Here is a 25,322-nt window from a genome sequence, read left to right as displayed (position 1 = left end):
ACGCTGGAACAACGAACACATGCCTTTGATCACGCTGCAAACCCTGCCGGATTATGCCCGCCATGTGCTGGCGGCCGCGGAAAGCGCCGCCGCCTTCTATCCCGTTACCGCCAGCGTGCGGTTGCCGGGACTGGACCTGAGTGTCCACCTCGACCATGGCACGCTGGCGGAAGCCATGAGCCATGCCTTCATACCGGCCCCGGAAAATCCGTCTGCATCTGACGGCTGCCGCATTTTCGTCGCCCACCCGGCCATCGATGGCGTCCCCGCCCCGGCCACCTGGGGCCGAGGCGATTACAACCATCATGCCTTTGCCAACCGGCTGGAAGAGGCCGGATTGCGCGGCAGCTACTATCATGACCTCGACTTTTGGCAGTTCCATGATCCGCAACGCCATGTCGGGGCGCAGCTGATGATGTCGGCCGACGCCTTTCCGCCATGGGAACAAGGGGCGCCGCTGCGCGCCTTCCTGCATTGGGAATATGCGGCGCGCGGCATGCGGCTCACCCATGCCGGCACGCTGGGCATCGATGGCAAGGGCGTCCTGCTGGCGGGCTCCGGCGGTGCCGGCAAATCGGGAACGGTCGTCGCCGGCCTGCTCAATGGGCTCGATAGCGTCGGCGACGACTATGTGCTGATCGACCGGACCGAGGGGGTGACGGCCTATCCGCTGTTTGCCACGCTCAAGCAGGATCCGGAGGGCTTCAAGCGGCTGAAGCTGGAGGGTCGGCTAAATTCGTACCAACCGCTGAACTGGCAAGGCAAGCATGCCTTTCACATCAACGAGGTCGCGCCTCGACCAACTCCTGCAAGTCTGGACATTATTGCTTTGATAGTGCCCCATATCAGGGGAGGTGCGAGAAGCTCGGTCATGCCCATATCGCGCAAGGATGCCATGATCGCCTTGGCGCCGTCAGGAATCGTGCAGATGCCGGGGGAGCGGGAAGCGGGCTTTCGCTTTTTCAGCGAGCTTACCCGCGATCTGCCATGCTACCGGCTGTCGCTGGGGACCGAGCCGCGCGAGATCGCCGGCACGATTGCGGATTTCGTCCTTCGGGGCGCTGCATGAAGTTGAGCGTCATCGTGCCGGTCTACAATCGGGAGATCTATGTCGTTTCGACGTTGCGGTCCCTGCTCAGGCAACGCGACGATGCCGATCTCGATATCATCGTTGTCGACGACGGCTCGACGGACAGCTCCGTTGAAGCCGTCCGCGCCATCATGCGGGAAGCATCGTGCATCCGCCTGTTCCAGCAGGCCAACCAGGGCGTGGCCAACGCGCGCAACACAGGGCTGAAGCAGTTGCTGCCGCAAACCGAACTGGTGTCGTTCCTGGATTCGGACGACGTCTCGCCGGCTGGACGATTCAAGGCTGGCCTACCCCTGTTCGCGGCCGACCCTGCGCTCGAGCTGACCTACTCGCTGATGACGCGCGTCGATCTCATGGACGACGAAACCCTGCAGCCGGCACGGGGCGGCGCAGGTCCCACCGTGCGTGGCGTCAGCCTTAGCGCCGGGATATTCCGCAGGGCACTCATCGACCGTACAGGTGCTTTCGACGAGGAGTTCCGGCAGGGCGAAGACGCTGACTATCTGCTGCGCATTTTCGAAACCAGCCCAAAGCACATTTTTCCCGACACCGTCGCGGTATACTACCGGCGCCACCCCGGCAATTTGACCAAGCAAAGGGATGTGGCGGTGCGCGAATATCTGCGTGTGATTCAGAAATCCTTGCGGCGGCGCAAGGCCGATCCGTCGCGGCGCCCGGTCGAGGGGCTTTTCGAGATCAAGCGTCCGGCAGAGTGGTGAAAGAATGAACAGATCACAGCCTGGAATGCGTGCGTGAAGCTGAGCGTGATCATGCCGGTCTACAACCGCGAACGCCATGTCGGCTCGGCGCTGCGCTCGCTGCTGAGGCAGCGCGATGCCGCCGATCTCGACATCATCGTTATCGACGACGGTTCGACCGACAGTTCGGCGGCGGTCGTGCGCTCGCTGATCGCGGAGGCGCCGTGCATTCGCCTTTTCCAGCAGGAGAATGCCGGGGTGACGCGGGCGCGCAACGCGGGCTTGCGGCAATTGCTGCCGCAGACCAGGCTGGTATCGTTTCTCGATTCGGACGACATTTCCCCGCCGGGCCGCTTCAAGGCGGATCTGGCCTGTTTCGACGCAGACCCCACCCTCGAGCTCACCTATTCGCGCATGACGCTGGTCGACGACATAGATGACGATACGCTGGAGCCGACAGCCGACAGCCACTCGGTGACGGTTCGCGGCATTCACCTGTCTCCCGCTATCTTCGTCCGGCGGTTGGTCGAACGCATCGGCAGCTTCGACGAGGATTTCCACCAGGCCGAGGACACCGACTATCTGCTGCGCACTTTCGAAAGCGGGCCGAAATTCACGATGCCCGACACTGTTGCGCTCTATTACCGGCGCCATCCCGGCAACATGACCAGGCAGGCCGATGTTCCTTTCCGCGAATTCATGCGCGCCGTCTACAAGTCGATGAAACGGCGCGAGGCCGACCGCTCCTTGCACCCTGTCGACGGCATCTTCGATTTCAAGGAACTTGCGAATTGGCGTTTCCTGTGATGGCCAGCTACGGCGTCGTCATTCCGGCCTTCAACGCGACCGCCACCATCGCCGAGACGCTGCGATCGGTCGCGGCCCAGACGGTCCAGCCCGACGCCATAATTGTCGTCGATGACGGCTCGACCGACGATACGGTCGCGGTGGTCAATGCGCTGGGCATGCCGGTGCGGGTGTTGCGCCAGGACAATGCCGGACCAGGCAGCGCCACCACCAGGGGCATCGCCGCGCTGGCGACGCCCTTCGTCGCCACGCTCGATGCGGACGATCTGTGGCTGCCGACCAAGATCGAAAGGCAGCTGGAGCATTTCGAGCGGTTTCCGGCGACGGCAGGCGTCTTTGCCCACTGGCGGACGTTTCGCGATGACAAGCCCGATGTGCAACAGGACGTGGCGGTGGCGGGCTGGTCGCGTACCACGATGATGATCCGCCGGGACGTAGCCGAGGCCGTCGGTCCGATCATCGACCCGCAAGGCGGTCGCGGCGACATGGTCGACTGGATCGCCCGTGCCCGTGAGGCGGGCTTTGCGCTTGCCATGCTCGACGATGTCCTGACCTTGCGCCGCATCCGGCCCGGCAGCATGTCCTATGGACGCGACCCCGTGCGCGACCGCGGTTATGTCGAAGTCGTAAGGCTGGCCATGCAAAGGCGAGCAGCGAAAAAGGCGAGCGCCCACTGATGGCCAATGCCATGCGCCGTATCGGCCGCCGGTTTCCGGACTATGGTTGGTCATGGCCCACTGGCGGCCTCGACCAGCTGCTGAAGGCCGCATTGCTGCCCGATGAAGAAGCGGCAGGGCGTTACGCGGCGCGCTGGCTCGACGAGAACGACATCGACCATGCTGCCTTCCGAGAGCATCGGCTGCTGGCCGCGATCTCCGACAAGTTCGGCCGCAAGCTCGCTGGGCATCCTGCCTATCCACGTCTTGTCGGCCTGCAAAAGATGCTGTGGACCAAATCGCGACTGGCTGCGCGCGAGGCCGAGCCGGCGCTACAGGCCATGATCGACGCCGGCTGCGCGGTGATGCTTATCAAAGGCGCCAGCCGCATCGCCGTCAACGCGTCGGCGCAGCGCGGCCGGGTGGCGCATGACATCGACATACTGGTGCGCCCGCAGGACATGATTGCCGCCTTCGATGTGCTTAGCGAACGCGACTGGCAGATCGCCACCGGCGTCAGTCCGCAATATCTGCGCACCAGGCTGGCGTCCTTGCGTTCGATGAATTTCTTCAAGGGCAGTTTCGGCGACATCGACCTGCACCAGCTCGCTTATGACGGGTCGCAGCAAAGCGCGAAAGATGATCTGGCGATCTGGCAGCGGGCGCTGTCAGCCGACTTCAATGGCGTCCGCGTGCTTGTTCCCTCTCCGGCCGACCGCATGGCGCTTGCCATCGCACATGGCGGCCTCGATGCCCACACCCACAGCGACTGGCTGGTCGACTGTGCGGTCGCCATCGAGAGTGGCGCAGTCGACTGGGGCGTGTTCGCCGACATCGTCGCCAGGCGCCACCTGGCCGTAGCCGCGGCGGTGGCGCTCTCCTATCTCTGCCTGGAGATCGGCATTGCGGTGCCGGAGGCTGAACTTGCAAAGACGATTGAGTTGGCCGACCGCGCCGGCCTGTCGCGCTGGTCCTCGGTGCTGCAGGCCAAGCCGCGCACCGATTTCGGCGGCCTCGTTTGGCTGTCGCGCGGCTTTGCCAAGCAGTTGCGCCTCAAACGCAAAAAGGGCCGCCTGCAGCAGCCGACGCCCGCCGTCTGGCGCGGCAGGCCGACATTGCGCAAGGCAAGAGCGACGTCGGCGCCGTTTGCACTTTCCCAGCCCCTGCCGCGTCCGGACAGGACTGGAGCGATGGTGCTGGACGTCACCGTCAGGATCGTCGTTCCACCAATCCGGCGCCGCATTGAGATGGAAATCAATGCCGGCGGCGGCCATGTCGCCCGCCTGCGTTCGATGGTGATCAGCCGCGCCGGCGGCGGACGTGTGCTGCGCTTTCGCGGCAAGGTAACGGTGGACGACACCGGCCGGCCTCTGGTGATCGAGGCACGGCCATCGCGCCAGTTCCGCAACTGGGACAATGAGGCCGAAGTCGCCGCCTATGGCGCGCTGCCGTTCCAATTGCTGTCGGCAAGGTTTTCACCCGCCTGAGAGCGGGTCGCTGTTTCCATGAAACATTGAACCACTGTGGCCCTCTCAGACGCCATAGCGCTCGGTGCGGATGATTTCCGCTGATATGCCGGCGTCGATCAGCGCCCGGGCAGCCGCCGAGACGAAGGCGTTCGACCCGCAGACGAAGGCGAGCGCCGGCGGCCGCGGCAGCCGCGTGAGCGCCTGCATAACCATTGCCGTGTCGATGCGCCTCGAATAGGCGGACGGGCGCCGTACGGCCTCGCGCGTCAGCGTCAGCACCAGCTCGAACCCGTCGCGGCGGTCACCGAGACCGATCAGCTCGTCGCGGCAGATCACCTCGTCCCAGACCCGCACCGAAAACATCAGCGCCACCGGCACCGCCGATTTGCGCAAGGTCCGGTGACGCACCATCGCCATCAGCGGCACGACGCCGGAGCCGCCGCCGACCAGAAGCAGCGGACCGCCATCCCCATCGGACCAGACGAAATGGCCGCCGAGCGGCCCGCGCAGTTCGATCTCGTCACCGACCGCGGCGATGTCGTGGAAGAAGGGCGAGACTTCACCGTCGTCGAACTTCTCGATCGCCAGCTCGATCGTGGCGCCGCTCTCCGGCGCCGAGGCGATGGAATAGGAGCGGCGTGCCTGGTAGCCGTCAGGCGCAGTCAGCCTGACATCGACATGCTGTCCGGCGCGATAGGCGAATGGCCGTGACAGCGCGAAAAAGAAACTGGCAACGCGTGCCGTCCGCTTTTCGATCCGGGTGATTTTCGCCGTCTGCCAGGGAGATTGCGGCGCTTCGCTCATGGATCGCCGCTATAGCGCTGCTCGCGCCACGGGTCGCCATAGATGTGATAGCCGCGCAATTCCCAGAAGCCCGGCTCGTCGCGCTCGGTGAACTGCAGCCCGTTCAGCCATTTGGCCGATTTCCAGAAATAGAGATGCGGCACCAGGAGCCGCGCCGGGCCGCCATGGTCGGCAGTGATCGGCTTGCCTTCATAAAGGAGCGCCACCATCGCCTTCCCCGCTGTGAGATCCTTGGCCGGCACGTTGGTGGTGTAGCCGTCATAGCCATGCGCCAGCAGGAAGCCGGTCGGCGCTTCGATACCGGCATCGGCAAGGATGTCGTCGACCAGCACGCCTTGCCAGGCGGTATCGAACTTGGTCCAGGCGGTAACGCAATGGATGTCGCGCGTCATCTTGGTCAAGGGCAGCGCGTTGAACTCGGCCCAGTTCCACTTCTTGATCGGGCGTGGCCCGTGCTTGAGCGTGAACGACCAGTCCTCGGTGCGCACGCGCGGCGTCGGCCCCGCCGACAGCACCGGAAAGCCCTGTTCGAGATACTGACCGGGCGGAATGCGCGCATCGGTCTCCGTAGGAGGCTTTCGACCGGAGGAAAAACCGCGAGTGACCATTTGACCGTCCGTTTTTAGCAGGCCATTGCCGGCCTGCCGTAATGTTCTCGAAGATGTCGCGGCGGGCAACAGGAATTTCGGCGGCCGTGCGGCAGGCCTGTCGGTGGTCCGGCGAGCCTGCCATGATGTCTCAACCGGCGGCGAAGGATACGGCGACGAAGATTTGCGCGTCGCTGCGATCGATCAAAAGCAGCACCGACTTCCGGCCCGATCTGCCGGGCTCGGCGATCGCCTGGTTGGCTTGCCGCGCATTCCGCACCGGCGACTGGTCGACGGCGACGATGACGTCGCCCGGCTGCAGGCCCGCATTGGCGGCTGCCTTGTCCGGATTGACGCGCTCGACCACGGCGCCACGCTGGTTCCGATCACAATGTCGTCAGCGGCCTTCGTTGCGCCTGAGATAGGCTGTGGCGATCTCGCGCATCCGGTTGCCGTCGAAGCTCGGCCCATGGCCGCCATGGCCGAGGCGAACAGGCAGATCGAGGAGCCGCTGCATGGCACGGCGATAATCAGGCCGGGAGGAATCCGGCAGGTCGTCGATCAGCGTGGAATCGTAGATGGCGTCGCCGGCAAAGAACAGGCCGTCCGCCTCGTCGAACAAAGCGATTGAATCCGGCGAATGTCCGGGCAGATGCAGGACGCGGAACTGCCGGTCGCCGAGGTCGACGATGTCGCCCTCGTCCAGCGTGCGCGTCAGCGGCGCCGGCAGGATCTTGTAGTCGGCCGCCGTCCAGCCCGGCGCCGGCAATTTCGAAACGGCGCCGTCGAGATTGCAAAACATGTAGGCGTAGGTCACTGCCTCATTCATGGTCTCGAAATGCTCGGCACTGTGCCGCGGCCCGGCGCGCAGCGGAAACTCGTGCAGCGAGCCAACATGGTCGAGATGGATGTGGGTGGCGACGACGATGAGCGGCTTGCCCTCGGGCGTGTCGATCTCAGGCGCCAGCGGGCAGATGCCCATGCCGGTGTCGACCAGCAGGTCGGCGTCGCGTCCCCTGAAATGCCAGATGTTGGCGCGCACGAAATCATGCACGAACGGCTCGGTCAGCATCGTCGTGCGGTCGTCGATGATCGTCTTGCCGAACCAGTCGCCGACAACGCGCTCGCCACCAAAACGGGCGCCGCCAAAACGGCCGCCCATCAGACGAAGGGCTTTCCCACCTTGTATTTTTCCGGCACCAGCCGCTTCAGGTAAGCCATGCCCGCTTCCGACAGCTGGTTGACATCGGGCTTCATGAAATCGTCGGGCATATGGCGTGTCTTGCCGGCGACATTCTTCAGCGGCACCTTCTTCAGCACGGTTTTCGTGCCGTCATATTGCAGCGCCACCGAGCCACCGCCTTCGCCGGCAACGGCAACCGCGAAGGCGCCGGCGTCGAAAGCCTCCCGCGCGTCGACGGCGCTGATCGCGCCGACATAGCCGCGCGGCATGTAGCCAAGCGCATCGACGCGGGCGCGCTTGCCCGGCAGGCCTTCGGCGAGCGCACGTTCCAGAGCTGACGGCAGGTCGCTGCCCGACAGTTTGACGTTGCCATGCGCGTCGCGCTCGAGCTTGTCCGGCGGCACCAGGCTTTCGACCAGCGCCTTGCCGTCGGCGGTGCTGACTCCTTCGGAGACGGCGACGATGCAACGCTTGTGGCGGTCGAGCGTGGCGCGCACGTCGTCGATGAAACCGGCGGCGGAGAACGGCCGTTCCGGCACGTAGACCAGATGCGGGCCGCTGTCGGGATCGAGCTGCCAGGCTGCAGCCGCCGCGGTGAGGAAGCCGGCATGCCGACCCATTACGATGCCGACATAGATGCCGGGCAATGCGCGGAAATCGAGATCGACGGACAGGAAGGCGCCGGCGACGAATTCGGCCGCCGAGATGAAGCCCGGCGTGTGGTCGTTTTCCTCGAGGTCGTTGTCGATGGTTTTTGGCGCATGGACGAAAGCAATGCTGCCGCCGGCGGCGTCGGTCAGAATCTGCTGCGTGCCCGACGTGTCGTTGCCACCGATGTAGATGAAAGCGTCGGCGCCGGCCTTCTTCAACCCGTTGAGGATGACTTCGCAATAGGCAGCGTCGGGCTTGTCGCGTGTCGAGCCGAGCGCGGCACTCGGCGTTCCGGCGATCAGCCGCAGCCGGTCCTCTGGGATGGCGGAGAGGTCGACATAGTTGCCGTCACGAATGCCGCGCACGCCGTGGAGCGAGCCCAGCACCTTGGCGCCGGGATGGCGCTTGCGGACTTCCAGCGTGGCCCCGACAACCGTCTGGTTGATGACGGCGGTCGGGCCGCCGCCCTGTGCGATGACAAACGTTCCAGCCATGCTCGATCTCTCCCGGCGCTGTGGTTTTCAAGGCACCTTGGCCTAGCTTGCCGCATCGCGCAACGGGAGTTTCCAGCGGCGCCAAACCGCCGCACAGGATCAGACGACCACGACCGGGTTCTTCTTGGAAACGCGGCTGTAGAGGTCGATGATATCCTGGTTGATCAGGCGCACGCAGCCCGACGACATCGCCTGGCCGATGCTCGCCCATTCCGGCGAACCGTGTATGCGGTAGCCGGTGTCCTTGCCGTCCTGGTAGATGTAAAGAGCGCGTGCGCCGAGCGGGTTGGTGAGGCCACCGGGCTGGCCGTTTTGCCACTTCACCAGTTCCGGCTTGCGCTGGATCATCTCCGGCGGCGGCGTCCAGGTCGGCCATTCCTTGCCGTACTGGATGTTGGCGCGGCCGGACCAGCGGAAGCCGTCCTTGCCGATGCCGACGCCGTAGCGAATGGCGTCGCCGCCCTCCTGCACCAGATAGAGCTTTCGCTCCTGCAGATGGACGACAATGGTGCCGGGCGCCTCGCCGGTCTCGTTGACGACGATCTGGCGGCGGAACTCCGGCTTGACCTTCTGATAGGGCACCGCCGGCACTTCGAAGCCGCCATCGTTGAGCGAAGCGTACATGACATCGGGGCCGGTGACGTTCTTGTCGACGCTGATCGCCGGACGGATCGGCCGCACCGAGCCGGTGACCGTGTCATCCAGCTGGAATTGCGGCAGCTCGAGCGTCGAAGTGCTGCAGCCGGCCATGCCGAGCAGCGTCATGGCGCCGGCCCCTGACAGGACGAAGCGGCGGGAATAGAGATGTTCGGTCTCGTTTGCGTCGCCATTTGCTGGCGGCGTCACATTCTGCGGCAACTCACGCATACCCAAACCCTACGCTGTCGGCGGGAAACACGGTCCGGCCGGATAGCAGGCAGTTTCGCCAAACATGGTTGAAAAAGGGTGAAGGCCCAACGACCGGTCTTAAGCCTGTGCCACCAATAGCGGCAGCGGTCGGGCGAAATGGTCCGCCGTGCATTTTTGGGAGAGGGCTCTTTACATTCCACCGCACACGAGGATTTATCCTTTTCTTTGCGCTCAAGGAGACAAAGATGTCGTTCGAAAACTGGGCCGCCTTCGCCGCCGCCTCCGCCGTGCTGCTCATCATTCCGGGCCCGACCATTCTTCTGGTCGTGTCCTATGCGCTGGGCCAGGGCTGGCGCACCGCCTTGCCGATGGCTGTCGGCGTGGCGCTGGGCGACTTCACCGCCATGACCCTGTCGATGCTGGGCATCGGCGCGCTGCTGGCCGCGTCGGCGACCGTGTTCACCATTCTGAAGCTGATCGGCGCCTGCTATCTGATCTATCTCGGGGTAAAACTGTTTCGCGCCGGCGGCGCGCTCAAAGCCGAACCACGCACAGATGCCGTCTCGGCCGCCAAGATGATGGCGCACGCCTGGCTGGTCACCGCACTCAACCCGAAGAGCATCACCTTCTTCGTCGCTTTCCTGCCGCAGTTCCTCAACCGGGAAGCCGATTTCTGGACACAGATGCTGATCTTCGAAGCGACCTTCCTGGCGCTCGCCTTCGCCAATGCCTTCGGCTACGCGCTGATTGCGGCGCGCGCCCGCAACGTCGTACGCAACCGCAAGGCGATCCGCATCTTCAACCGCACCGGCGGCACGCTGCTGGTCGGCGCCGGGATCGCCACGGTGGCGATGCGCTCGGGCAATTAGGAACTGCGGAGCATCAGGGCCGATATGGCAGTAAGAGATCCATTCGGCCTAATGTTTTCGGGCGCGACCGAGGCCGGGTTTTCACCCTACAGCCAGGCCGTTCATGAATTGCAATGCTTCGTCGGCGACCCGGTCGGCTCCGTTGACCGCGCCATATCGGCGGATCCCGGTTTCGTCATGGCGCGTGTCTTCAAGGGGTATCTGTTCGGCCTCGCCACCGAACGCGAGGCAACGGCGGTCGCCCAGGCATGCCATGCCGCGGCACTGCCGCTTGCCGCGACGCCGCGCGAACAGGCGCATGTGGCGGCCCTTGGCCATCTTGCCGAGGGACGCTGGCATGACGCCGCACGTGTTCTCGAGGATATCGCCATCGACAACCCGCTCGATGCGGTGGCGCTGCAGGTCGGCCACCAGATCGACTTCTTCACCGGCAATGCCCGCATGCTGCGCGACCGTATCGGCCGCGCGCTGCCGTCCTGGCAGAGCAGCATGCCAGGTTATCACGCCATTCTCGGTATGCAGGCCTTCGGGCTGGAGGAGATGGGCGATTATGTCAGGGCCGAAAGCTTTGGCCGGCAGGCGATCGAGATCGAGCCGCGCGACGGCTGGGCGCAGCACGCGGTCGCCCATGTCATGGAGATGCAGAGCCGGCAACGGGACGGCATTGCCTGGATGCGCGCCAACCCCGAGGCGTGGACCAAAGAAAGCTTCCTGCAGGTGCATAATTGGTGGCATCTGGCGCTGTTCCACTACGATCTCGGCGAGACCGACGAGGTGCTCAAGCTCTATGACGGGCCGATCTATGGCGAGCGTTCGACGCTGGCGCTGAACATGGTCGACGCCTCTGCGATCCTATGGCGGCTTTATCTCGGCGGTGTCGATGTCGGCGACCGCTGGGCAGCGCTCGCTGCCAACTGGGCGCCGAAGGCTGGAGCCGGCAATTACGCCTTCAACGATGCGCATGCGATGATGGCATTCGTCGGCGCCGGTCTCGAAGCGCCGGTCAACATCTTGCTCGAAGCCCAGCACGAGGCGATGCGCGGCAGCGACGACAACGCCGCCTTCACCCGGGATGTCGGCCAGCCACTGACGGAAGGCATCAAGGCATTCGGCGAGGGCAATTACAGCGAAGCGGTGCGCCTGATCCGACCGATCCGCGCCATTGCCCATCGCTTTGGCGGCAGCCACGCCCAGCGCGATGTGATTGATCTCACGCTGATCGAGGCGGCGTTGCGCGCCGGCGACACGGCGCTTGCCTGGGCGTTGACGGCCGAGCGCGCACTGGTCCGGCCGGACAGTCCGCTGTCGGCGCTGTTTTCGCAACGCGCCGCCAATTTGTCAGAGAATTGACCCGCGGCGGATCTTGTTTTAAAAACTGGCGAGCCAGATTTTTTCGAGACCCGAAAAAATTAATGGCAATGGGAGGAATGCATGTATCTCGGCCTCGATCTCGGCACGTCGGGCGTCAAGGCGCTGTTGATCGATGCCGGGCAGAAGATCATCGGCTCCGGCCATGCTTCGCTTGACGTATCGCGGCCGCATCCCGGCTGGTCCGAACAAAACCCCGCCGACTGGATCCGCGCCTGCGAGACCGCCATTGCCAAGCTGAAAGCCTCGCACCCGAAAGAGCTTGCCGCGGTCAAGGGCATCGGCCTTTCCGGCCATATGCATGGCGCCACCTTGCTCGATGCCGGCGACCAGGTGCTGCGCCCCTGCATCCTGTGGAACGACACGCGCAGCCACGCGGAGGCCGCCGCGCTCGATGCCGACCCGCACTTTCGCCAACTCACCGGCAACATCGTCTTCCCCGGTTTCACGGCGCCGAAACTCGCCTGGGTGAAGAACAACGAGCCCGCGGTTTTCGCCAAGGTTGCAAAAGTGCTTTTGCCGAAGGATTACCTTCGGTTCTGGCTGACCGGCGAGCATATCTCAGAAATGTCGGACTCCGCCGGCACCTCCTGGCTAGATGTCGGCAAACGGCGCTGGTCCCCCGAATTGCTTGCGGCGACATCGCTCGACGAAAGGCAGATGCCGTCGCTGGTCGAAGGCACGGAGAAGGCCGGAGCCTTGCGCGCCGAACTGGCCGCCAACTGGGGCATAGCATCAGGCGTCCCGGTGGCCGGTGGCGCGGGCGACAATGCGGCTTCAGCCTGCGGCATGGGCACGGTCGGCGCCGGCCACGCTTTTGTGTCGCTGGGCACATCTGGCGTGCTGTTTGCTGCCAACGCTTCCTACCTGCCCAATCCGGCAAGCGCGGTGCACACCTTCTGCCATGCCCTGCCCAACACCTGGCACCAGATGGGGGTCATCCTGTCTGCGACCGATTCGCTGAACTGGCTGTCGGAGATTTCAGGCAAGAAGGCCGGCGAATTGACCGCCGAACTTGGCGATGTGCTGAAAGCGCCGAGCGGGGTGTCGTTCCTGCCCTATCTCTCGGGCGAGCGCACGCCGCACAATGATTCCGCCATTCGTGGGTCCTTCACCGGACTGGCGCATGAGTCGAGCCGCGCGGTGCTGACGCAGGCCGTGCTTGAAGGCGTCGCCTTCGCCTTCCGCGACAGTCTCGAAGCCTTGAAGACCGCCGGCACGGATTTGACGCGGGTGACGGCAATCGGCGGCGGCTCGCGCTCGCGCTACTGGCTGAAGGCGATCGCTACGGCGCTGCAGGTGCCCGTGGACATTCCGGCCGACGGCGATTTCGGTGCTGCCTTTGGCGCCGCCCGGCTCGGGCTGATTGCGGCGACAGGGGCTGATCCGCTGGCGGTGTGCACGGCGCCGAGGACGGATGCGACGATCGAACCGGATGTCCCGCTTGGCGGGGCGTATGCCGATGCCTATCAGCGCTACCGGGCGCTGTATCCGGCGATCAAGGGCGCCATGGCGTGAGTGAGCGCGGGGCACCCGGCAATCACATGAGGGAGCGCGAGGCACCCCCCTCTGCCCTGCCGGGCATCTCCCCCTCAAGGGGGGAGATTGGCAGCTTGCGCGCCGACTCTTTTCTTTCGGCGTTATTGGTTGGCGAAGGTCCGCGTGACTATCAATCTCCCCCCTTGCGGGGGAGATGCCCGGCAGGGCAGAGGGGGGTGTCTCGCGCCACCCTTAATCGATCACTGCGCCGGCACCTTGTCCAGAAACCCGGTGACGCTCTTCAGGCGCCCATTTTCGATAACACCGATATCGGTGCCTTCGATAACCGACGGCACGCCTTCCGGCCCAAGATTCCACGAGAAGCGGATGCGGTCGCCAAACCCGTCCGGCGTACCCTTCAGCGAGAACCGGAAGCCGGCGAAGCGCTGCTGTACGCCGTCGATCAGCCCAGCAACGCCGGCGTGGCCGTCGCCCTGCATGAGCGGATCGCGGTAGCTGACGTCTTCGGTGAAGGTGGCCTTGAGCAGTTCGGCGCGGCGATCCGCATCGGCCTCGTTCCAGGCGGTGATGTAGTTCTGGGCGATCGTGTTGAGGTCGGTCATGGTCTGTCTCCTTCGTTGAGTGGCTTTGACACGAGCCTTTTCACCCCGAGCGAGAGCGAAACCAATTACGCCTGAGGTAATCAGGCGCGATTATTCGGAGAGGACAAAAAAGATGAGCAGCGGATTTTTCGGCGACATCAAAGCGATCAAGTATGAGGGGCCGGATTCGACCAATCCGCTGGCCTACCGCTTCTACAATCCCGACGAGGTGGTGGCCGGCAAACGGCTGGAAGACCATCTGCGCTTCGCCGTCGCCTACTGGCATTCTTTCGCCTGGCCGGGCGGCGATCCCTTTGGCGGCCAGACCTTCGACCGGCCCTGGTTTCCCAAGGCTGGCGGCGTCGACACGATGGAACTGGCCAAGCTGAAAGCCGACGTCGCCTTCGAGATGTTCTCGCTGCTCGGCGCGCCCTATTTCTGCTTCCACGACGCCGACGTGCGGCCGGAAGGCAAGGATTTCTCCGAAAGTGCCGCGCGGCTCGACGAGATCGCCGACTATTTTGCCGCCAAGATGAAGAAGACCGGCGTCAAACTGCTCTGGGGCACGGCCAACCTGTTCTCCAACCGCCGCTTCATGTCGGGCGCCGCCACCAATCCCGATCCGGATGTCTTCGCCTATGCGGCGGCGACGGTGAAAAGCTGCATCGACGTCACGAAGCGGCTGAAGGGCGAGAATTATGTACTGTGGGGCGGGCGCGAGGGCTATGAAACGCTGCTCAACACTGATCTTGCCCGCGAGCAGGAGCAGGCCGGGCGCTTCCTCAGTCTCGTCGTCGACTACAAGCACAAGATCGGCTTCAAAGGCACGATCCTGATCGAGCCGAAGCCGCAGGAGCCGACCAAGCATCAGTACGACTACGACGTTGCCACGGTCTACGGCTTCCTCAAGCGCTTCGGGCTGGAGAAGGAAGTGAAGCTGAACATCGAGCAGGGCCACGCGATTCTTGCCGGCCATTCCTTCGAGCACGAGCTGGCGCTGGCCAATGCGCTCGGCGTCTTCGGCTCGATCGACATGAACCGCAACGACTACCAGTCGGGCTGGGACACCGACCAGTTCCCCAACAATGTGCCGGAGATGGCGCTGGCCTATTACCAGGTGTTGCAGGCCGGCGGCTTCAAGACCGGCGGCACCAATTTCGACGCCAAGCTGCGCCGCCAGTCGCTCGACCCGCAGGACCTGCTGATCGGCCATATCGGCGGCATGGATTCCTGCGCACGAGGCCTCAAGGCAGCCGCCAAGATGGTCGAGGACAAGGCGCTGTCGGGTCCGCTGGCCGAGCGCTATGCCGGTTGGAACACGGCCGAGGGCAAGGCGATGCTGTCGGGCAAGCGCTCGCTGGAAGACATCGCCGAGCGCGTGGTGAAGAAGAAGATCGAGCCGCAGCCACGCTCCGGCCGCCAGGAGTTGCTGGAAAACATCGTCAACCGCTACGTCTGAGGGCGGAAAGCCGATTCGTTGTGCTCAAGGGTGGCTGGATAACATTCCGGCCGCCCCGGAATGGGGTTTGCGCAAGACCTTATCCGACGACAAGGGTTTGCCCTTTGGCGCCCCTCAATGACCTCGCTCTTGCCTTCAAACTGCCGTCACGTATCTCGTATAAGAGGTCCGTTGTGGCGGGTGAAAAGGAAGGAGGCGAACCGATAATGCAATACGAACGCGAAATCGACGCCCTGCTCTCATCCGGCGAGACCGGATCGATCATCGACCGGCTGATGGCGCTGCCGCGGCCGACCGACAGCGTGAAAAACGAATGGGATCGTGCTGTCAGCAGCCGATTTGAAGTCCGTCTGGCGAGGCAGATGCGCTCGCAGATGGACGCCGGCAGCGATCGACAGAACGCAGCCTGATCTCCCTTTGTCTGTGCATGTCGTAATCCCAAAACCGCGACACACTTTTGGGCGACATGCATCAACCTCGGCGCAGCCTGACCGGGGCTTCGCCGAACGCTCTTGAAAACGCTCTGGAAAATGCCGCGGCGGACGAGAACCCCGTCCGCCCGGCAATATCCGCCATGGCGATCCGCGTGTCGACCACCAGCCGCCGCGCCGCGCCCAGCCGCAGCCTGAGATAATATGCGCCCGGCGTCTCGCCGATCGACTTGCGAAAAATGCTCTCCAATGTCCGCGCCGTCACCCCGGCGCGTTTTGCCACCGCGTCGATGGTCAGCGGCTGGTCGACATGCGATTCCATCAGCCGGATAGCCTGCGCCAGACGCGGGTCGTAGCCGTCGAGCCGGCCGAGCGAGACCAGCGGCTGCGCGTCGGTCGCGGCGCGCGCCTGGTCGTAGATGAAGACGCTGGCGACATCGAGCGCGACGGCCATGCCGAGCCGGGTGCGGATCAGATGCAGCATCAGGTCGAAGGTCGGCGACGCCCCGCCCGAGGTGAACACCGGTCCGTCGATGACGTAGCGGTCCGGACGCACGTCGACGCCGGGAAAGGCGGAGGAAAAATCCTCCATGTCTTCCCAATGGGTGGTGGCGCTGCGGCCTTCGAGGAGGCCGGCGCGCGCCACCAGCCATGTGCCGGCCTCGACGCCGCCGCAGGCGCGAGCCGCGCGGGCCGCTCGCCGTAATCCGGAAAGCAGAGCCGATGTCGCGTAATTCTGGGTGCCGAAGCCGGCGACGACGACAAGCACGTCGGTCGGCTCGGCCGCATCGAAGCGGCCCCTGACCGCCACCGGCAGGCCGCATGTGGTGACCGGCGCCTCGCCGGTGACCGAGACCAGTTTGAAATCGAACAGCGTCTCGCCTGAGATGCGGTTGGCGGCGCGCAGCGGGTCGACGGTCGACGCCACGCACATGATGGACGAGCCTGAAAACACCAGCAGCGTCACCTTGAGCGGCGATCGCTCAGCGCGAAAGATGGTAGGTTTTTCGCTTTTGATCACGAGAGCTTCGTAAATTGCAAAACAGTTTCCGGCAAGTCGGTCATTGTTAGGGTCTGTTTCTATGGGGAGGAGATGTCCATGCCGCTCGCGATGAACCGTGAGGTTTTCATTACCTGTGCCGTGACCGGGTCCGGCGGCTCGCAGGACCGCTCCCCGCATGTGCCACGCTCGCCCAAGCAGATCGCCGATTCGGCGATCGATGCGGCCAAGGCCGGTGCCGCCATCGTCCACTGCCATGTCCGCGACCCCGAGACCGGCAAGCCGCGCCGCGATGTCCATCTCTACCGCGAAGTGACGGACCGCATCCGCGCGGCAGAAGTCGATGTGATCCTGAACCTGACCGCCGGGATGGGCGGCGACATGGTGTTCGGCTCACCGGAAGCGCCGCTGCCGCTCAATGAAAAAGGCACCGACATGGGCGGCGCCACCAACCGCATGGAACATGTGCGCCAGTGCCTGCCGGAAATCTGCACGCTGGATTGCGGCACCATGAACTTCGCCGAGGCCGATTATGTCATGACCAACACGCCCGGCATGCTGCGCGCAATGGGCGGCATGATGACGGCGCTCGGCGTCAAGCCGGAGATCGAAGCCTTCGATACCGGCCACCTCTGGTTCGCCAAGCAGCTGGTCGAAGAAAAGGTCTTGAATCCCGACGCGCTGGTGCAGCTCTGCATGGGTGTGCCGTGGGGGGCGCCGGACGACCTCAACACCTTCATGGCCATGGTTAACAACGTGCCGTCGACCTGGAACTGGTCGGCCTTCGCCATCGGCCGCAACCAGATGGCCTATGCAGCCGCTGCAGTGCTCGCCGGCGGCAATGTCCGCGTCGGTCTCGAAGACAATCTCTGGCTCGACAAGGGCGTGCTGGCCACCAATGCGCAGCTCGTCGAGCGCGCGGCCAGCATCGTCACCAATCTCGGCGCCAGGATCCTTGGGCCGGAGGAAGTGCGCAGGAAGCTCAACCTGACCAAGCGGGCGCCGATCGCAGCGGCGGCTTAAGCGGAGGTTGACGATGGCTACCGTCAAATTCACCGCGATGAAGGATGGCGACAGGCAAGACTACGAGTTCCTGACCGCCCATGAGATCGACTATGCCGCCAAGACCGGCGAGCGGCTGCTCGACGCACTGGTGCAACTCGACGAAGGCCTGTCGGGCTACAAGATCACCCGGCTCGGCCATTCGCTGCAGGCGGCGACTCGTGCCTGGCGCGACGGCGCCGACACCGACTGGATCACCTGCGCGCTGCTGCACGACATCGGCGACATCTACGCTCCCTACAATCACGACGAGTACGCCGCTTCGATCCTGAAACCTTTCGTGCGCGAGCAATGCACCTGGGTGGTGGAAAAGCATGGCGACTTCCAGCGGCTCTATTACGCGCATCATCTCGGCGGCAACCGCCACGCTCGCGACCGCTTCGCCGGCCATGCCTATTTCGACGATTGCGACCAGTTTTGCGAACGCTGGGACCAGTCGAGCTTCGACCCGGACTACGACACGCTGCCGATCGAATTCTTCTGGCCCTTCGTGCTCGAAGTCTTCGCCCGCAAGGCCTACGACCCCTTCGTGATCCGCTCCGGCGAGCGCGTGCCTCTCATCGACCCCGAAACCGCCAAGACAAGGACCGGAGCCTGACCATGAGCATCATCAACAAGGCAGCCGCCATTGGCGGCGGTGTCATTGGCGCCGGCTGGGTGGCGCGGCTGCTGCTCAACGGCATCGACGTGTCGATCTTCGATCCCGATCCGGAGGCATCGCGCAAGGTCTCGGAAGTGATGAAGGGCGCGCGCCGCGCCTACAAGCAGATGGTTCCAGGCGGCCTGCCCAGGGAAGGCAGACTGACCTTTGCCAAGACCATCGCCGAGGCGGTGGCCGACGCCGATTTCATCCAGGAGAGCGTGCCGGAGCGGCTCGACCTCAAACACCGCGTGCTGGCCGAGATCGACCTTTATGCGCCGGCGAACGCCATAGTCGGCTCGTCTACCTCCGGCATCAAGCCGACCGACATGCAGGTCGCGATGAAGAAGCATCCGGAGCGTCTGGTTGTCGGACATCCCTTCAACCCGGTCTACCTGCTGCCGCTGGTCGAGATCGTCGGCGGCGAGCAGACGTTCCCCGAAGCGATCGAGGTTGCCAAGGAAATCTATGCCTCGATCGGCATGAAGCCGGTGGTGATCCGCAAGGAAATCGAGGCCTTTGTCGGCGACCGCCTGCTCGAAGCGGCCTGGCGCGAGGCGCTGTGGCTGATCAAGGACGGTATCTGCACGGTCGAGGAACTCGACGACATCATGCGCTATGGCTTCGGCCTGCGCTGGGCGCAGATGGGCATGTTCCAGGTCTATCGCGTCGCCGGCGGCGAGGCAGGCATGCGCCACTTCATGGCGCAGTTCGGGCCGTGCCTGAAATGGCCGTGGACCAAGCTTATGGATGTGCCGGAGTTCAACGACGAGCTGGTCGATCTTATCGCCTCCCAGTCGGACGACCAGGCGCACGGCCTGTCGATCCGCGAGCTGGAAAAGATCCGCGACGACAATCTGGTCGCGATCATGGATGCTCTGTCGAAACAGAACAAAGGCAAGGGCTGGGGCGCCGGTGCCTTGCACAAGGACTATACCAGGCAGCTGGCCAAGCTGGCAGCGAAGAAGCCGGCCGCATCCAGGGCCGCCGAAAAGGCCAAGGCATCCAAGCCGGTGAAGAAGGCGGAAAAGCCGAAGAAAAAGAAGAAGGGCTGAGGACCATGGATTTCGGTCTTTCGGAGGAACAGAAGCTCATCGTCGAGACGACGCGCGCGTTCGTCGAGAATGAGCTTTACCCGCATGAACGCGAGGTCGAGCGCACCGGCGTGCTGCGCCGCGAGTTGATCGAGGAGATCAAGGTCAAGGCAATCGAAGCTGGGCTCTATGCGGCCAACATGCCGGCCGATGTCGGCGGCGCTGGCCTCGATACGGTGACCTGGCTGCTCTACGAGAAGGAACTCGGCCGCGCCAACTATGCGCTGCACTGGACCTGCGTCGCGCGCCCCTCCAACATCCTGCTCGCCGGCACGCCCGAGCAGCGCGAAAAATACCTGTTCCCGTGCATCCGCGGCGAGAAGTGGGACTGCCTGGCGATGACCGAGCCCGGCGCCGGCTCCGACCTGCGAGGCATGAAGGCGACCGCGGTGCAGGACGGCGACGACTGGGTCCTTAACGGCACCAAGCATTTCATCTCCCATGCCGATCTTGCCGATTTCGCGATTTGTTTTATGGCTTCGGGCGAGGAAGAAACGCCGCGCGGCAAGCGCAAGAAGATCACCGCCTTCTTCGTCGACAAGGGCACCAAGGGGTTCACCGTGCGCGACGGCTACCGCAACGTCTCGCATCGCGGCTACACCAACGCCATCCTCGAATTCGACGATTGCCGCCTGCCGGCAAGCCAGGTGCTGGGTGAGGTCCACAAGGGCTTCGACGTCGCCAATTCCTGGCTCGGCGCCACGCGCCTGCAGGTCGGCGCCACCTGTCTCGGCCGCGCCGAGCGGGCACTCGGCCACGCCATCGAATACTCGGCGCAACGCCAGCAGTTCGGCCAGCAGATCGGCAAGTTCCAGGGCGTGTCGTTCAAACTCGCCGACATGGCGACCGAATTGAAGGCGGCGGACCTGATGGTGTTCGAAGCCGGCTGGAAGTACGATCAGGGCACCGTCACCGATCAGGACATGGCCATGGCGAAGCTGAAGGCTACCGAAATGCTCGCCTTTGTTGCCGACGAAGCAATCCAGATCCATGGCGGCATGGGGCTGATGGATGACCTGCCGTTGGAACGCATCTGGCGCGACGCCCGCGTCGAGCGCATCTGGGAAGGCACGTCGGAAATCCAGCGCCACATCATTTCGCGGGCGCTGCTGCGCCCGTTCGGGGCTTAAAAAGAAGAGACGGGGAATATGCACAAGCTTGAACGTCTCCTGCGCCCAAAATCCATCGCCGTGTTCGGCGGGGCGCAGGCCGCTGCCGTCGTCGCGCAATCGATCAAGATGGGCTTTGCCGGCGAAATCTGGCCGGTGCATCCGAACAAGGACGAGGTCGCCGGCCGCAAGGCCTATCGCTCGGTCGCCGAATTGCCCGGGGCGCCCGACGCCGCCTTTGTCGGCGTAAACCGGCATCTCACCATCGAGGTGATCAAGGCGCTGGCCAAGCGTGGCGCCGGCGGCGCCGTCTGTTTTGCCGCGGGCTTTCTTGAGACCGAGGCCTATGACGATGACGGCGAGCGGCTGCAGGCCGAACTGGTGGCTGCCGCGGGCCAGATGCCGATCATCGGGCCGAACTGCTACGGCCTGATCAACTATGCCGATGGCGCGCTGCTATGGCCCGACCAGCATGGCGGCATCAGGCTGCCCGAAGGCGCCAAGGGCGTCGCCATCATCACCCAGTCCTCCAACATCGCCATCAACATGACGATGCAGAAGCGCGGCCTGCCGATCGCCTTCCTGATGACCGCTGGCAACCAGGCGCAGACCGGCCTCTCCGAAATGGCGCTCGGCCTGATCGAGGACGAGCGCGTCACCTCGCTCGGCCTGCACATCGAAGCCTTCGATTCGGTAGCCGGCTTCGAGAAGCTGGCGGCGCGGGCGCGCGAACTGAAGAAGCCGATCATCGCCATGAAGGTCGGTCGCTCCGAACAGGCGCGGCAGGCGACGGTCTCGCACACGGCATCGCTGGCTGGCTCGGACGCTGCCTCGGACGCTTTCCTGCGGCGGCTCGGCATTGCCCGCGTCGATTCCATCCCCGCCTTCATCGAGGCGCTGAAGCTGCTGCATGTCACCGGGCCGCTGCCCGGCTATCGTCTGTCGTCGATGAGCTGCTCCGGCGGCGAGGCCTCGGTGATGGCCGACAGCGCCGAAGGCCGCTGGGTCAACTTCCCGGAGCTCACCAGCAAGCACCGCGCCCATGTCAAATCGACGCTCGGGCCGCTGGTCGCGGTCGCCAACCCGTTGGACTATCACACCTTCATCTGGAACAACGAGCCGGCGATGACCGCAACCTTCACCGCCATGGTGTCGGGTGGCTTCGACCTCAACATGCTGGTGCTCGACTTTCCACGCCCCGACCGCTGCTCGGTCACCGACTGGTGGGCGACGCTGCGCGCCTTCGAATCGGCGCTGAAGACCAACAAGGCGCATGGTGCGATCGTCTCCTCGCTGCCTGAGAACCTGCCGGAGGAATACACCGCCGAACTGATGGCGCGCGGCATGGTGCCGTTGTTCGGCATCTCCGAGGCCATGGATGCCGCAGGTGCGGCAGCCTTCATCGGCTGGGCCTGGGCCGAGCCGCAGGCGCAGTCTATCGACACGTCGGCTGCAGGTGCGGCCGGAGGTGACCATGTCACCCCTGACGAGGCCGAAGCCAAGGCGCGGTTGATCAAGGCCGGCTTGCCTGTGCCGAAGGCAGAACGTGCCGCCAATGCTGTCGAGGCCGTCATCTCATCGATGGCGCTCGGCTTCCCGGTGGCGCTGAAGGCGCTCGGAGTCACCCACAAATCGGAAGTCGGCGCGGTCAGGCTGAACCTCAAGGACGCCGAATCCGTGAGCACGGCGGCGCATGATCTGCTGCCGCTCGGAACCGGCCTCTATGTCGAGCGCATGGTGCGCGACGGCGTTGCCGAACTGATCGTGGGCTTCACCCGCGACCCGATGTTCGGCGCCGTCATGACGCTGGGAACTGGCGGCGTGCTGGTCGAGCTGTTGCGCGACAGCGTGACCTTGATGCTGCCGGCAACGCGCGACGATATCGAGGCGGCGCTACGCGGCCTGAAACTGTTCCCTCTGCTTGAGGGCTATCGCGGCCGGCCGAAGGCCGATGTCGCCGCGGCCATCGACGCCATCGCAGGCATTGCCGGCTTCGTGCAGAAGAATGCCGGCGAGATCGAGGAACTCGACATCAACCCGCTGATCGTCTGCGCCGAAGGCAAGGGCGCCTGGATTGCCGACGCGCTGCTGGTGCTGGGAGAGAAGAAGAATGTCTGACGTCATTTCAACTCGCCGCAAAGGCACCATCCTCGAGGTCACGCTCGACCGGCCCAAGGCCAACGCCATCGACCTGAAAACGTCGCGGCTGATGGGCGAGACCTTCAAGGCGTTCCGCGACGATCCGGAACTGCGCGTCGCCATCGTCAAGACCGCCGGCGACAAGTTCTTCTGCGCCGGCTGGGATTTGAAGGCAGCCGCCGGTGGCGACGCGGTCGACGGCGACTATGGCGTCGGCGGTTTTGCCGGCCTGCAGGAGCTGCGCGACATGAACAAGCCGATCATTGCCTGCGTCAACGGCATGGCGGTGGGCGGCGGCTTCGAGCTAGCGCTGTCCTGCGACCTCATTTTCGCTTCCGACCATTCCTCCTTCGCGCTACCCGAGATCCGCGCCGGGACCTTGGCCGACGCCGCGACGATCAAGCTGCCCAAGCGCATTCCCTATCATGTCGCCATGGACCTTCTGCTCACCGGCCGCTGGATGGATGTGGCGGAAGCGCATCGCTGGGGGCTGGTCAACGAAGTGCTTCCCAAGGACAAGCTCGAGGAGCGCGTCTGGGAGATCGCAAGGCTGCTCGCCAGCGGCCCGCCGCTGGTGTTCGCCGCGATCAAGGAGACGGCGCGGGTGGCGGAGGCGCTGACCTTCCAGGACGCGATGAACCGCGTGAGGCGCCGGCAATTGGCGACGGTCGATGCGCTTTATGGCTCGGAGGACAATATGGAAGGGTTCCGGGCTTTTGCGGAAAAGCGCGACCCGGTGTGGAAGGGGAAGTAATTTTTCAGATGATGGCACGAGGCACCCCCCTCTGCCCTGCCGGGCATCTCCCCCTCAAGGGGGGAGATCGGCAGTTCGGACTTCACCGCTCATCCACCAACGTTGGTGATTGGCCAAAGCCTTCGCGACATCTGATCTCCCCCCTTGAGGGGGAGATGGCCGGCAGGCCAGAGGGGGGTGTCCGGGCTCGATCTATCCAGTCGGCGCAGCCAGCATGACCGACTACAAAACCCTCATCGACGCCGAGACCTGGGCCTTCATCGAGAAGACCAACTCCTACTATCCGCCCGACACGATCGACTACACCATCGCCCAGCAGCGTGCGATTTATGACCGGATGTGCCGCGAGTTCTTTGCCGGCTATCCCAATGGTGTGACGGCGGAAACGACTTTCATTGCCAACCGATCACACGACATCCCGATCCGCATCTATCGCAGCGCTACCCCGAACACGGCGGCGATGGTGCTCTACATCCATGGCGGGGGTTTCATCCTTGGCGGCCTAGACAGCCATGACGATGTCTGCGCCGAGCTCTGCGCCCGCACCGGTTACGAGGTGGGTTCCATCGATTACCGGCTGGCGCCGGAGCATTTGCACCCGGCCGCTTTCGACGATGCTTTACGTGCCTTCGAATGGGCAGCCAAAACCTACGACCGCCCTATTCTGCTGTGCGGCGACAGCGCCGGCGGCAATCTCTGCGCGGCTGTTGCTCACGCAACGCGTGGCCATGCCAAAAAGCCGATCGGTCAGGTGCTGATCTATCCGGGCCTCGGCGGCGACCGTTCGAAGGGCTCGTATGTCACGCACGCCGAAGCACCGATGTTGACCATGCGCGATCTCGAATTCTACAAGCACATCCGCACCGGCGGCGCTGACGGTACTGGTGACATCACCTTGTCGCCGCTCGCCGACACCGATTTCACCAAACTGCCGCCAACCGTGCTGATCACCGCGCAATGCGACCCGCTGTCGTCCGACGGCGAGGCCTACCGCGACCGCATCCTTACCGCAGGCGGACACGCCAGCTGGTCCGAGGAGCCGGGGCTGGTGCATGGCTATCTCCGGGCCAGGCACACGGTCGGCCGTGCCCGCGCCTCCTTCAGCCGCATTGTCGAGGCGGTTTCCGTGCTGGGCAAAGGCGACTGGATCTGGTGATCCGGCTCAACCGCGGACAAAGGCGATCAGTCCCTCAGCCATGCGATCGTTGAATTCCTGACGAAAGCGATTCTTCTTCAGCCATTCAGGGTTTGAGCCGACGGTCTTGTTGGCATCCACGACAACGCCTTTGCCATCGACAATGAAATAGTCGATGGCGCCGAAATCCAGATTGAGCCTTTGGCGCACCGCCAGCACCTCCGGCGGGACGGCGCCGCCCACCTCATTGCTCAGGATTTTTGAGCCGGCGCACAACACATCGTCGTAGACCTGCCGCATGTTGACCTCGGCACCGAGCAGGAACATGTAGCGGTGCTTGACGATGGGCAGGTCGAGCGTATCGAAAGCGAACTTTTCCACCATCAGGCGATTGTTGCGCCATACATCCCGCGGAACCTCGCCGATCGTCTGGTAGACCTTATAGGGCGGGCACAGGCGGTCCTTGTAGCCGGGTTCGAAGAGCTTGCGGATGGCATGCGCGCTCCTGGTCAGGCCGTTGCGATGCTGCCACCAGCGCTGCTCTGGTCGGCCCCTGGAGTTGAGGACCGTCTTGACGACAACCGGCCCCTCGTGGCTGTCGCCTGCCTCCAGCTTCAGTGTCGAATAAAGGTGCCGGTGGATGGACAGCGCGCGGCCATTGATGGTGCGGTCGTAGAGGTGGCCGAGCCCGCGGTACGTTGGCGGCACGACTGTCAGGTCGACATGCAGAAAGGCCACCGGCGCCCGATCTCGGCCGGCTGGCCGGTCGAGCAGGCGCACTTTCAATCCAGCCTGTTCCAGGTAAGGCAGCAACTGCGCGATGCTATAGCTCCGCACCAGTCGGAAATTGCGCAGGCTCTCTACATAGACATCGAGATCGGCGGCAGACACCG

Annotated in this window: 25 protein-coding genes and 1 pseudogene; 17 read left to right on the top strand and 9 right to left on the bottom strand. The window is 64.2% G+C overall.

All coding sequences use genetic code 11. The annotated features are described in order from the left end of the window. Positions 1–19: 19 nt before the first annotated feature. The 5 genes from NKI35_RS05265 to NKI35_RS05245 are packed head-to-tail and all read left to right on the top strand — an operon-like array spanning position 20 to position 4,738. On the top strand, positions 20–1,069 hold the full coding sequence (locus NKI35_RS05265) for a hypothetical protein (RefSeq protein ID WP_023703624.1): 1,050 nt from the start codon (positions 20–22) through the stop codon (positions 1,067–1,069). Then, on the top strand, positions 1,066–1,809 hold the full coding sequence (locus NKI35_RS05260) for a glycosyltransferase family 2 protein (RefSeq protein WP_023831249.1): 744 nt from the start codon (positions 1,066–1,068) through the stop codon (positions 1,807–1,809). Before NKI35_RS05265 ends, NKI35_RS05260 begins: the two co-directional genes overlap by 4 nt. A gap of 33 nt (positions 1,810–1,842) precedes the next feature. After that, positions 1,843–2,595, top strand: coding sequence for a glycosyltransferase family 2 protein (locus NKI35_RS05255; RefSeq protein WP_352738934.1), 753 nt, complete (start codon positions 1,843–1,845; stop codon positions 2,593–2,595). Further along, a complete protein-coding gene (locus NKI35_RS05250; protein ID WP_352738932.1) occupies positions 2,580–3,272 on the top strand; it encodes a glycosyltransferase family 2 protein in 693 nt (230 codons plus the stop codon). Before NKI35_RS05255 ends, NKI35_RS05250 begins: the two co-directional genes overlap by 16 nt. Beyond that, positions 3,272–4,738 carry a nucleotidyltransferase family protein gene (locus tag NKI35_RS05245; protein ID WP_352738929.1) on the top strand — a complete coding sequence of 489 codons (1,467 nt, stop codon included), beginning with the start codon at positions 3,272–3,274 and terminating at the stop codon, positions 4,736–4,738. The genes NKI35_RS05250 and NKI35_RS05245 overlap by 1 nt, the downstream gene beginning before the upstream one ends. Positions 4,739–4,783: 45 nt before the next feature. On the opposite strand, the gene NKI35_RS05240 is transcribed toward NKI35_RS05245, so the two are convergent. The 6 genes and pseudogenes from NKI35_RS05240 to NKI35_RS05215 all read right to left on the bottom strand — a co-directional run bounded on the left by NKI35_RS05240 (position 4,784) and on the right by NKI35_RS05215 (position 9,306). After that, the gene (locus tag NKI35_RS05240; RefSeq protein WP_352738927.1) at positions 4,784–5,524 is read right to left on the bottom strand and encodes an FAD-binding oxidoreductase; all 741 of its coding nucleotides are present in this window, start codon (positions 5,522–5,524) and stop codon (positions 4,784–4,786) included. Further along, positions 5,521–6,132, bottom strand: coding sequence for a sulfite oxidase-like oxidoreductase (locus NKI35_RS05235; protein ID WP_023684287.1), 612 nt, complete (start codon positions 6,130–6,132; stop codon positions 5,521–5,523). The genes NKI35_RS05240 and NKI35_RS05235 overlap by 4 nt, the downstream gene beginning before the upstream one ends. A gap of 130 nt (positions 6,133–6,262) precedes the next feature. After that, positions 6,263–6,481 (bottom strand): annotated as a pseudogene (locus tag NKI35_RS05230) (PDZ domain-containing protein); the annotation flags it as partial. A 27-nt stretch (positions 6,482–6,508) separates the two neighbouring features. Then, positions 6,509–7,273 (bottom strand): MBL fold metallo-hydrolase, encoded by a 765-nt coding sequence (locus tag NKI35_RS05225; RefSeq protein ID WP_352738925.1) that lies wholly within the window; start codon positions 7,271–7,273, stop codon positions 6,509–6,511. Next, positions 7,273–8,439 carry a diphosphate--fructose-6-phosphate 1-phosphotransferase gene (locus tag NKI35_RS05220; protein WP_023756519.1) on the bottom strand — a complete coding sequence of 389 codons (1,167 nt, stop codon included), beginning with the start codon at positions 8,437–8,439 and terminating at the stop codon, positions 7,273–7,275. Before NKI35_RS05220 ends, NKI35_RS05225 begins: the two co-directional genes overlap by 1 nt. A 99-nt stretch (positions 8,440–8,538) precedes the next feature. Continuing rightward, positions 8,539–9,306, bottom strand: coding sequence for a L,D-transpeptidase (locus NKI35_RS05215; protein WP_023668871.1), 768 nt, complete (start codon positions 9,304–9,306; stop codon positions 8,539–8,541). Between the two features lie 227 nt (positions 9,307–9,533). Here NKI35_RS05215 and NKI35_RS05210 point away from each other — a divergent pair, with 227 nt between their 5' ends. The 3 genes from NKI35_RS05210 to xylB all read left to right on the top strand — a co-directional run bounded on the left by NKI35_RS05210 (position 9,534) and on the right by xylB (position 13,043). Further along, positions 9,534–10,157 carry a LysE family translocator gene (locus NKI35_RS05210; RefSeq protein WP_352461847.1) on the top strand — a complete coding sequence of 208 codons (624 nt, stop codon included), beginning with the start codon at positions 9,534–9,536 and terminating at the stop codon, positions 10,155–10,157. 24 nt (positions 10,158–10,181) lie between these two features. Continuing rightward, positions 10,182–11,507 carry a tetratricopeptide repeat protein gene (locus NKI35_RS05205; protein ID WP_352738922.1) on the top strand — a complete coding sequence of 442 codons (1,326 nt, stop codon included), beginning with the start codon at positions 10,182–10,184 and terminating at the stop codon, positions 11,505–11,507. Positions 11,508–11,588: 81 nt separating this feature from the next. Then, positions 11,589–13,043, top strand: coding sequence for a xylulokinase (gene xylB, locus NKI35_RS05200; protein ID WP_352461845.1), 1,455 nt, complete (start codon positions 11,589–11,591; stop codon positions 13,041–13,043). Between the two features lie 221 nt (positions 13,044–13,264). On the opposite strand, the gene NKI35_RS05195 is transcribed toward xylB, so the two are convergent. Then, positions 13,265–13,627, bottom strand: a complete 363-nt coding sequence (locus NKI35_RS05195; protein WP_023689938.1) for a nuclear transport factor 2 family protein — start codon at positions 13,625–13,627, stop codon at positions 13,265–13,267. Positions 13,628–13,739: 112 nt separating this feature from the next. Here NKI35_RS05195 and xylA point away from each other — a divergent pair, with 112 nt between their 5' ends. After that, positions 13,740–15,065: a xylose isomerase gene (xylA, locus tag NKI35_RS05190; RefSeq protein ID WP_023684279.1), complete on the top strand. Its 1,326-nt coding sequence runs from the start codon at positions 13,740–13,742 to the stop codon at positions 15,063–15,065. Positions 15,066–15,238: 173 nt separating this feature from the next. Continuing rightward, on the top strand, positions 15,239–15,475 hold the full coding sequence (locus tag NKI35_RS05185) for a hypothetical protein (RefSeq protein ID WP_352738918.1): 237 nt from the start codon (positions 15,239–15,241) through the stop codon (positions 15,473–15,475). A gap of 61 nt (positions 15,476–15,536) precedes the next feature. Here NKI35_RS05185 and NKI35_RS05180 read toward each other — a convergent pair whose 3' ends face one another. Then, the gene (locus tag NKI35_RS05180; protein ID WP_023668864.1) at positions 15,537–16,517 is read right to left on the bottom strand and encodes a GlxA family transcriptional regulator; all 981 of its coding nucleotides are present in this window, start codon (positions 16,515–16,517) and stop codon (positions 15,537–15,539) included. Between the two features lie 78 nt (positions 16,518–16,595). On the opposite strand from NKI35_RS05180, the gene bcoG reads away from it, so the two are divergent. From bcoG to NKI35_RS05145, 7 genes are all read left to right on the top strand, one after another. Continuing rightward, positions 16,596–17,519 (top strand): 3-dehydrocarnitine:acetyl-CoA trimethylamine transferase BcoG, encoded by a 924-nt coding sequence (gene bcoG, locus NKI35_RS05175; RefSeq protein ID WP_023668863.1) that lies wholly within the window; start codon positions 16,596–16,598, stop codon positions 17,517–17,519. Positions 17,520–17,532: 13 nt separating this feature from the next. After that, positions 17,533–18,156 (top strand): HD domain-containing protein, encoded by a 624-nt coding sequence (locus NKI35_RS05170; protein ID WP_023831233.1) that lies wholly within the window; start codon positions 17,533–17,535, stop codon positions 18,154–18,156. A gap of 2 nt (positions 18,157–18,158) precedes the next feature. Next, positions 18,159–19,253: a carnitine 3-dehydrogenase gene (locus tag NKI35_RS05165; protein ID WP_023831232.1), complete on the top strand. Its 1,095-nt coding sequence runs from the start codon at positions 18,159–18,161 to the stop codon at positions 19,251–19,253. 5 nt (positions 19,254–19,258) lie between these two features. Then, the gene (locus tag NKI35_RS05160; RefSeq protein ID WP_023684275.1) at positions 19,259–20,422 is read left to right on the top strand and encodes an acyl-CoA dehydrogenase family protein; all 1,164 of its coding nucleotides are present in this window, start codon (positions 19,259–19,261) and stop codon (positions 20,420–20,422) included. Between the two features lie 18 nt (positions 20,423–20,440). After that, a complete protein-coding gene (locus tag NKI35_RS05155) occupies positions 20,441–22,519 on the top strand; it encodes an acetate--CoA ligase family protein (RefSeq protein WP_352738915.1) in 2,079 nt (692 codons plus the stop codon). Continuing rightward, on the top strand, positions 22,512–23,294 hold the full coding sequence (locus NKI35_RS05150; RefSeq protein WP_352738913.1) for a carnitinyl-CoA dehydratase: 783 nt from the start codon (positions 22,512–22,514) through the stop codon (positions 23,292–23,294). Before NKI35_RS05155 ends, NKI35_RS05150 begins: the two co-directional genes overlap by 8 nt. 214 nt (positions 23,295–23,508) lie before the next feature. Next, positions 23,509–24,450: an alpha/beta hydrolase gene (locus NKI35_RS05145; protein WP_352738911.1), complete on the top strand. Its 942-nt coding sequence runs from the start codon at positions 23,509–23,511 to the stop codon at positions 24,448–24,450. 6 nt (positions 24,451–24,456) lie between these two features. Here NKI35_RS05145 and NKI35_RS05140 read toward each other — a convergent pair whose 3' ends face one another. After that, positions 24,457–25,320, bottom strand: a complete 864-nt coding sequence (locus tag NKI35_RS05140) for a hypothetical protein (protein WP_352738908.1) — start codon at positions 25,318–25,320, stop codon at positions 24,457–24,459. Between the last annotated feature and the right edge of the window lie 2 nt (positions 25,321–25,322).

The organism is Mesorhizobium sp. M0676 (assembly GCF_040320535.1).
Taxonomy (GTDB): Bacteria; Pseudomonadota; Alphaproteobacteria; order Rhizobiales; family Rhizobiaceae; genus Mesorhizobium.
The sequence above is the reverse complement of the archived record's forward strand: the minus strand, read 5'-3'. Positions and strand labels throughout refer to the sequence as shown.

Excerpts from the sequence above, each read along its gene's own strand:
- NKI35_RS05225 (WP_352738925.1), bottom strand. The coding sequence starts at position 7,273 with ATGGGCGGCCGTTTTGGCGGCGCCCGTTTTGGTGGCGAGCGCGTTGTC.
- NKI35_RS05260 (WP_023831249.1), top strand. The coding sequence starts at position 1,066 with ATGAAGTTGAGCGTCATCGTGCCGGTCTACAATCGGGAGATCTATGTC.
- NKI35_RS05205 (WP_352738922.1), top strand. The coding sequence starts at position 10,182 with ATGGCAGTAAGAGATCCATTCGGCCTAATGTTTTCGGGCGCGACCGAG.
- NKI35_RS05170 (WP_023831233.1), top strand. The coding sequence starts at position 17,533 with ATGGCTACCGTCAAATTCACCGCGATGAAGGATGGCGACAGGCAAGAC.
- bcoG (WP_023668863.1), top strand. The coding sequence starts at position 16,596 with ATGCCGCTCGCGATGAACCGTGAGGTTTTCATTACCTGTGCCGTGACC.
- NKI35_RS05235 (WP_023684287.1), bottom strand. The coding sequence starts at position 6,132 with ATGGTCACTCGCGGTTTTTCCTCCGGTCGAAAGCCTCCTACGGAGACC.
- NKI35_RS05165 (WP_023831232.1), top strand. The coding sequence starts at position 18,159 with ATGAGCATCATCAACAAGGCAGCCGCCATTGGCGGCGGTGTCATTGGC.
- NKI35_RS05160 (WP_023684275.1), top strand. The coding sequence starts at position 19,259 with ATGGATTTCGGTCTTTCGGAGGAACAGAAGCTCATCGTCGAGACGACG.
- xylB (WP_352461845.1), top strand. The coding sequence starts at position 11,589 with ATGTATCTCGGCCTCGATCTCGGCACGTCGGGCGTCAAGGCGCTGTTG.
- NKI35_RS05145 (WP_352738911.1), top strand. The coding sequence starts at position 23,509 with ATGACCGACTACAAAACCCTCATCGACGCCGAGACCTGGGCCTTCATC.
- NKI35_RS05210 (WP_352461847.1), top strand. The coding sequence starts at position 9,534 with ATGTCGTTCGAAAACTGGGCCGCCTTCGCCGCCGCCTCCGCCGTGCTG.
- NKI35_RS05265 (WP_023703624.1), top strand. The coding sequence starts at position 20 with ATGCCTTTGATCACGCTGCAAACCCTGCCGGATTATGCCCGCCATGTG.
- NKI35_RS05215 (WP_023668871.1), bottom strand. The coding sequence starts at position 9,306 with ATGCGTGAGTTGCCGCAGAATGTGACGCCGCCAGCAAATGGCGACGCA.
- NKI35_RS05155 (WP_352738915.1), top strand. The coding sequence starts at position 20,441 with ATGCACAAGCTTGAACGTCTCCTGCGCCCAAAATCCATCGCCGTGTTC.
- NKI35_RS05150 (WP_352738913.1), top strand. The coding sequence starts at position 22,512 with ATGTCTGACGTCATTTCAACTCGCCGCAAAGGCACCATCCTCGAGGTC.
- NKI35_RS05195 (WP_023689938.1), bottom strand. The coding sequence starts at position 13,627 with ATGACCGACCTCAACACGATCGCCCAGAACTACATCACCGCCTGGAAC.
- NKI35_RS05220 (WP_023756519.1), bottom strand. The coding sequence starts at position 8,439 with ATGGCTGGAACGTTTGTCATCGCACAGGGCGGCGGCCCGACCGCCGTC.
- NKI35_RS05245 (WP_352738929.1), top strand. The coding sequence starts at position 3,272 with ATGGCCAATGCCATGCGCCGTATCGGCCGCCGGTTTCCGGACTATGGT.
- NKI35_RS05240 (WP_352738927.1), bottom strand. The coding sequence starts at position 5,524 with ATGAGCGAAGCGCCGCAATCTCCCTGGCAGACGGCGAAAATCACCCGG.
- xylA (WP_023684279.1), top strand. The coding sequence starts at position 13,740 with ATGAGCAGCGGATTTTTCGGCGACATCAAAGCGATCAAGTATGAGGGG.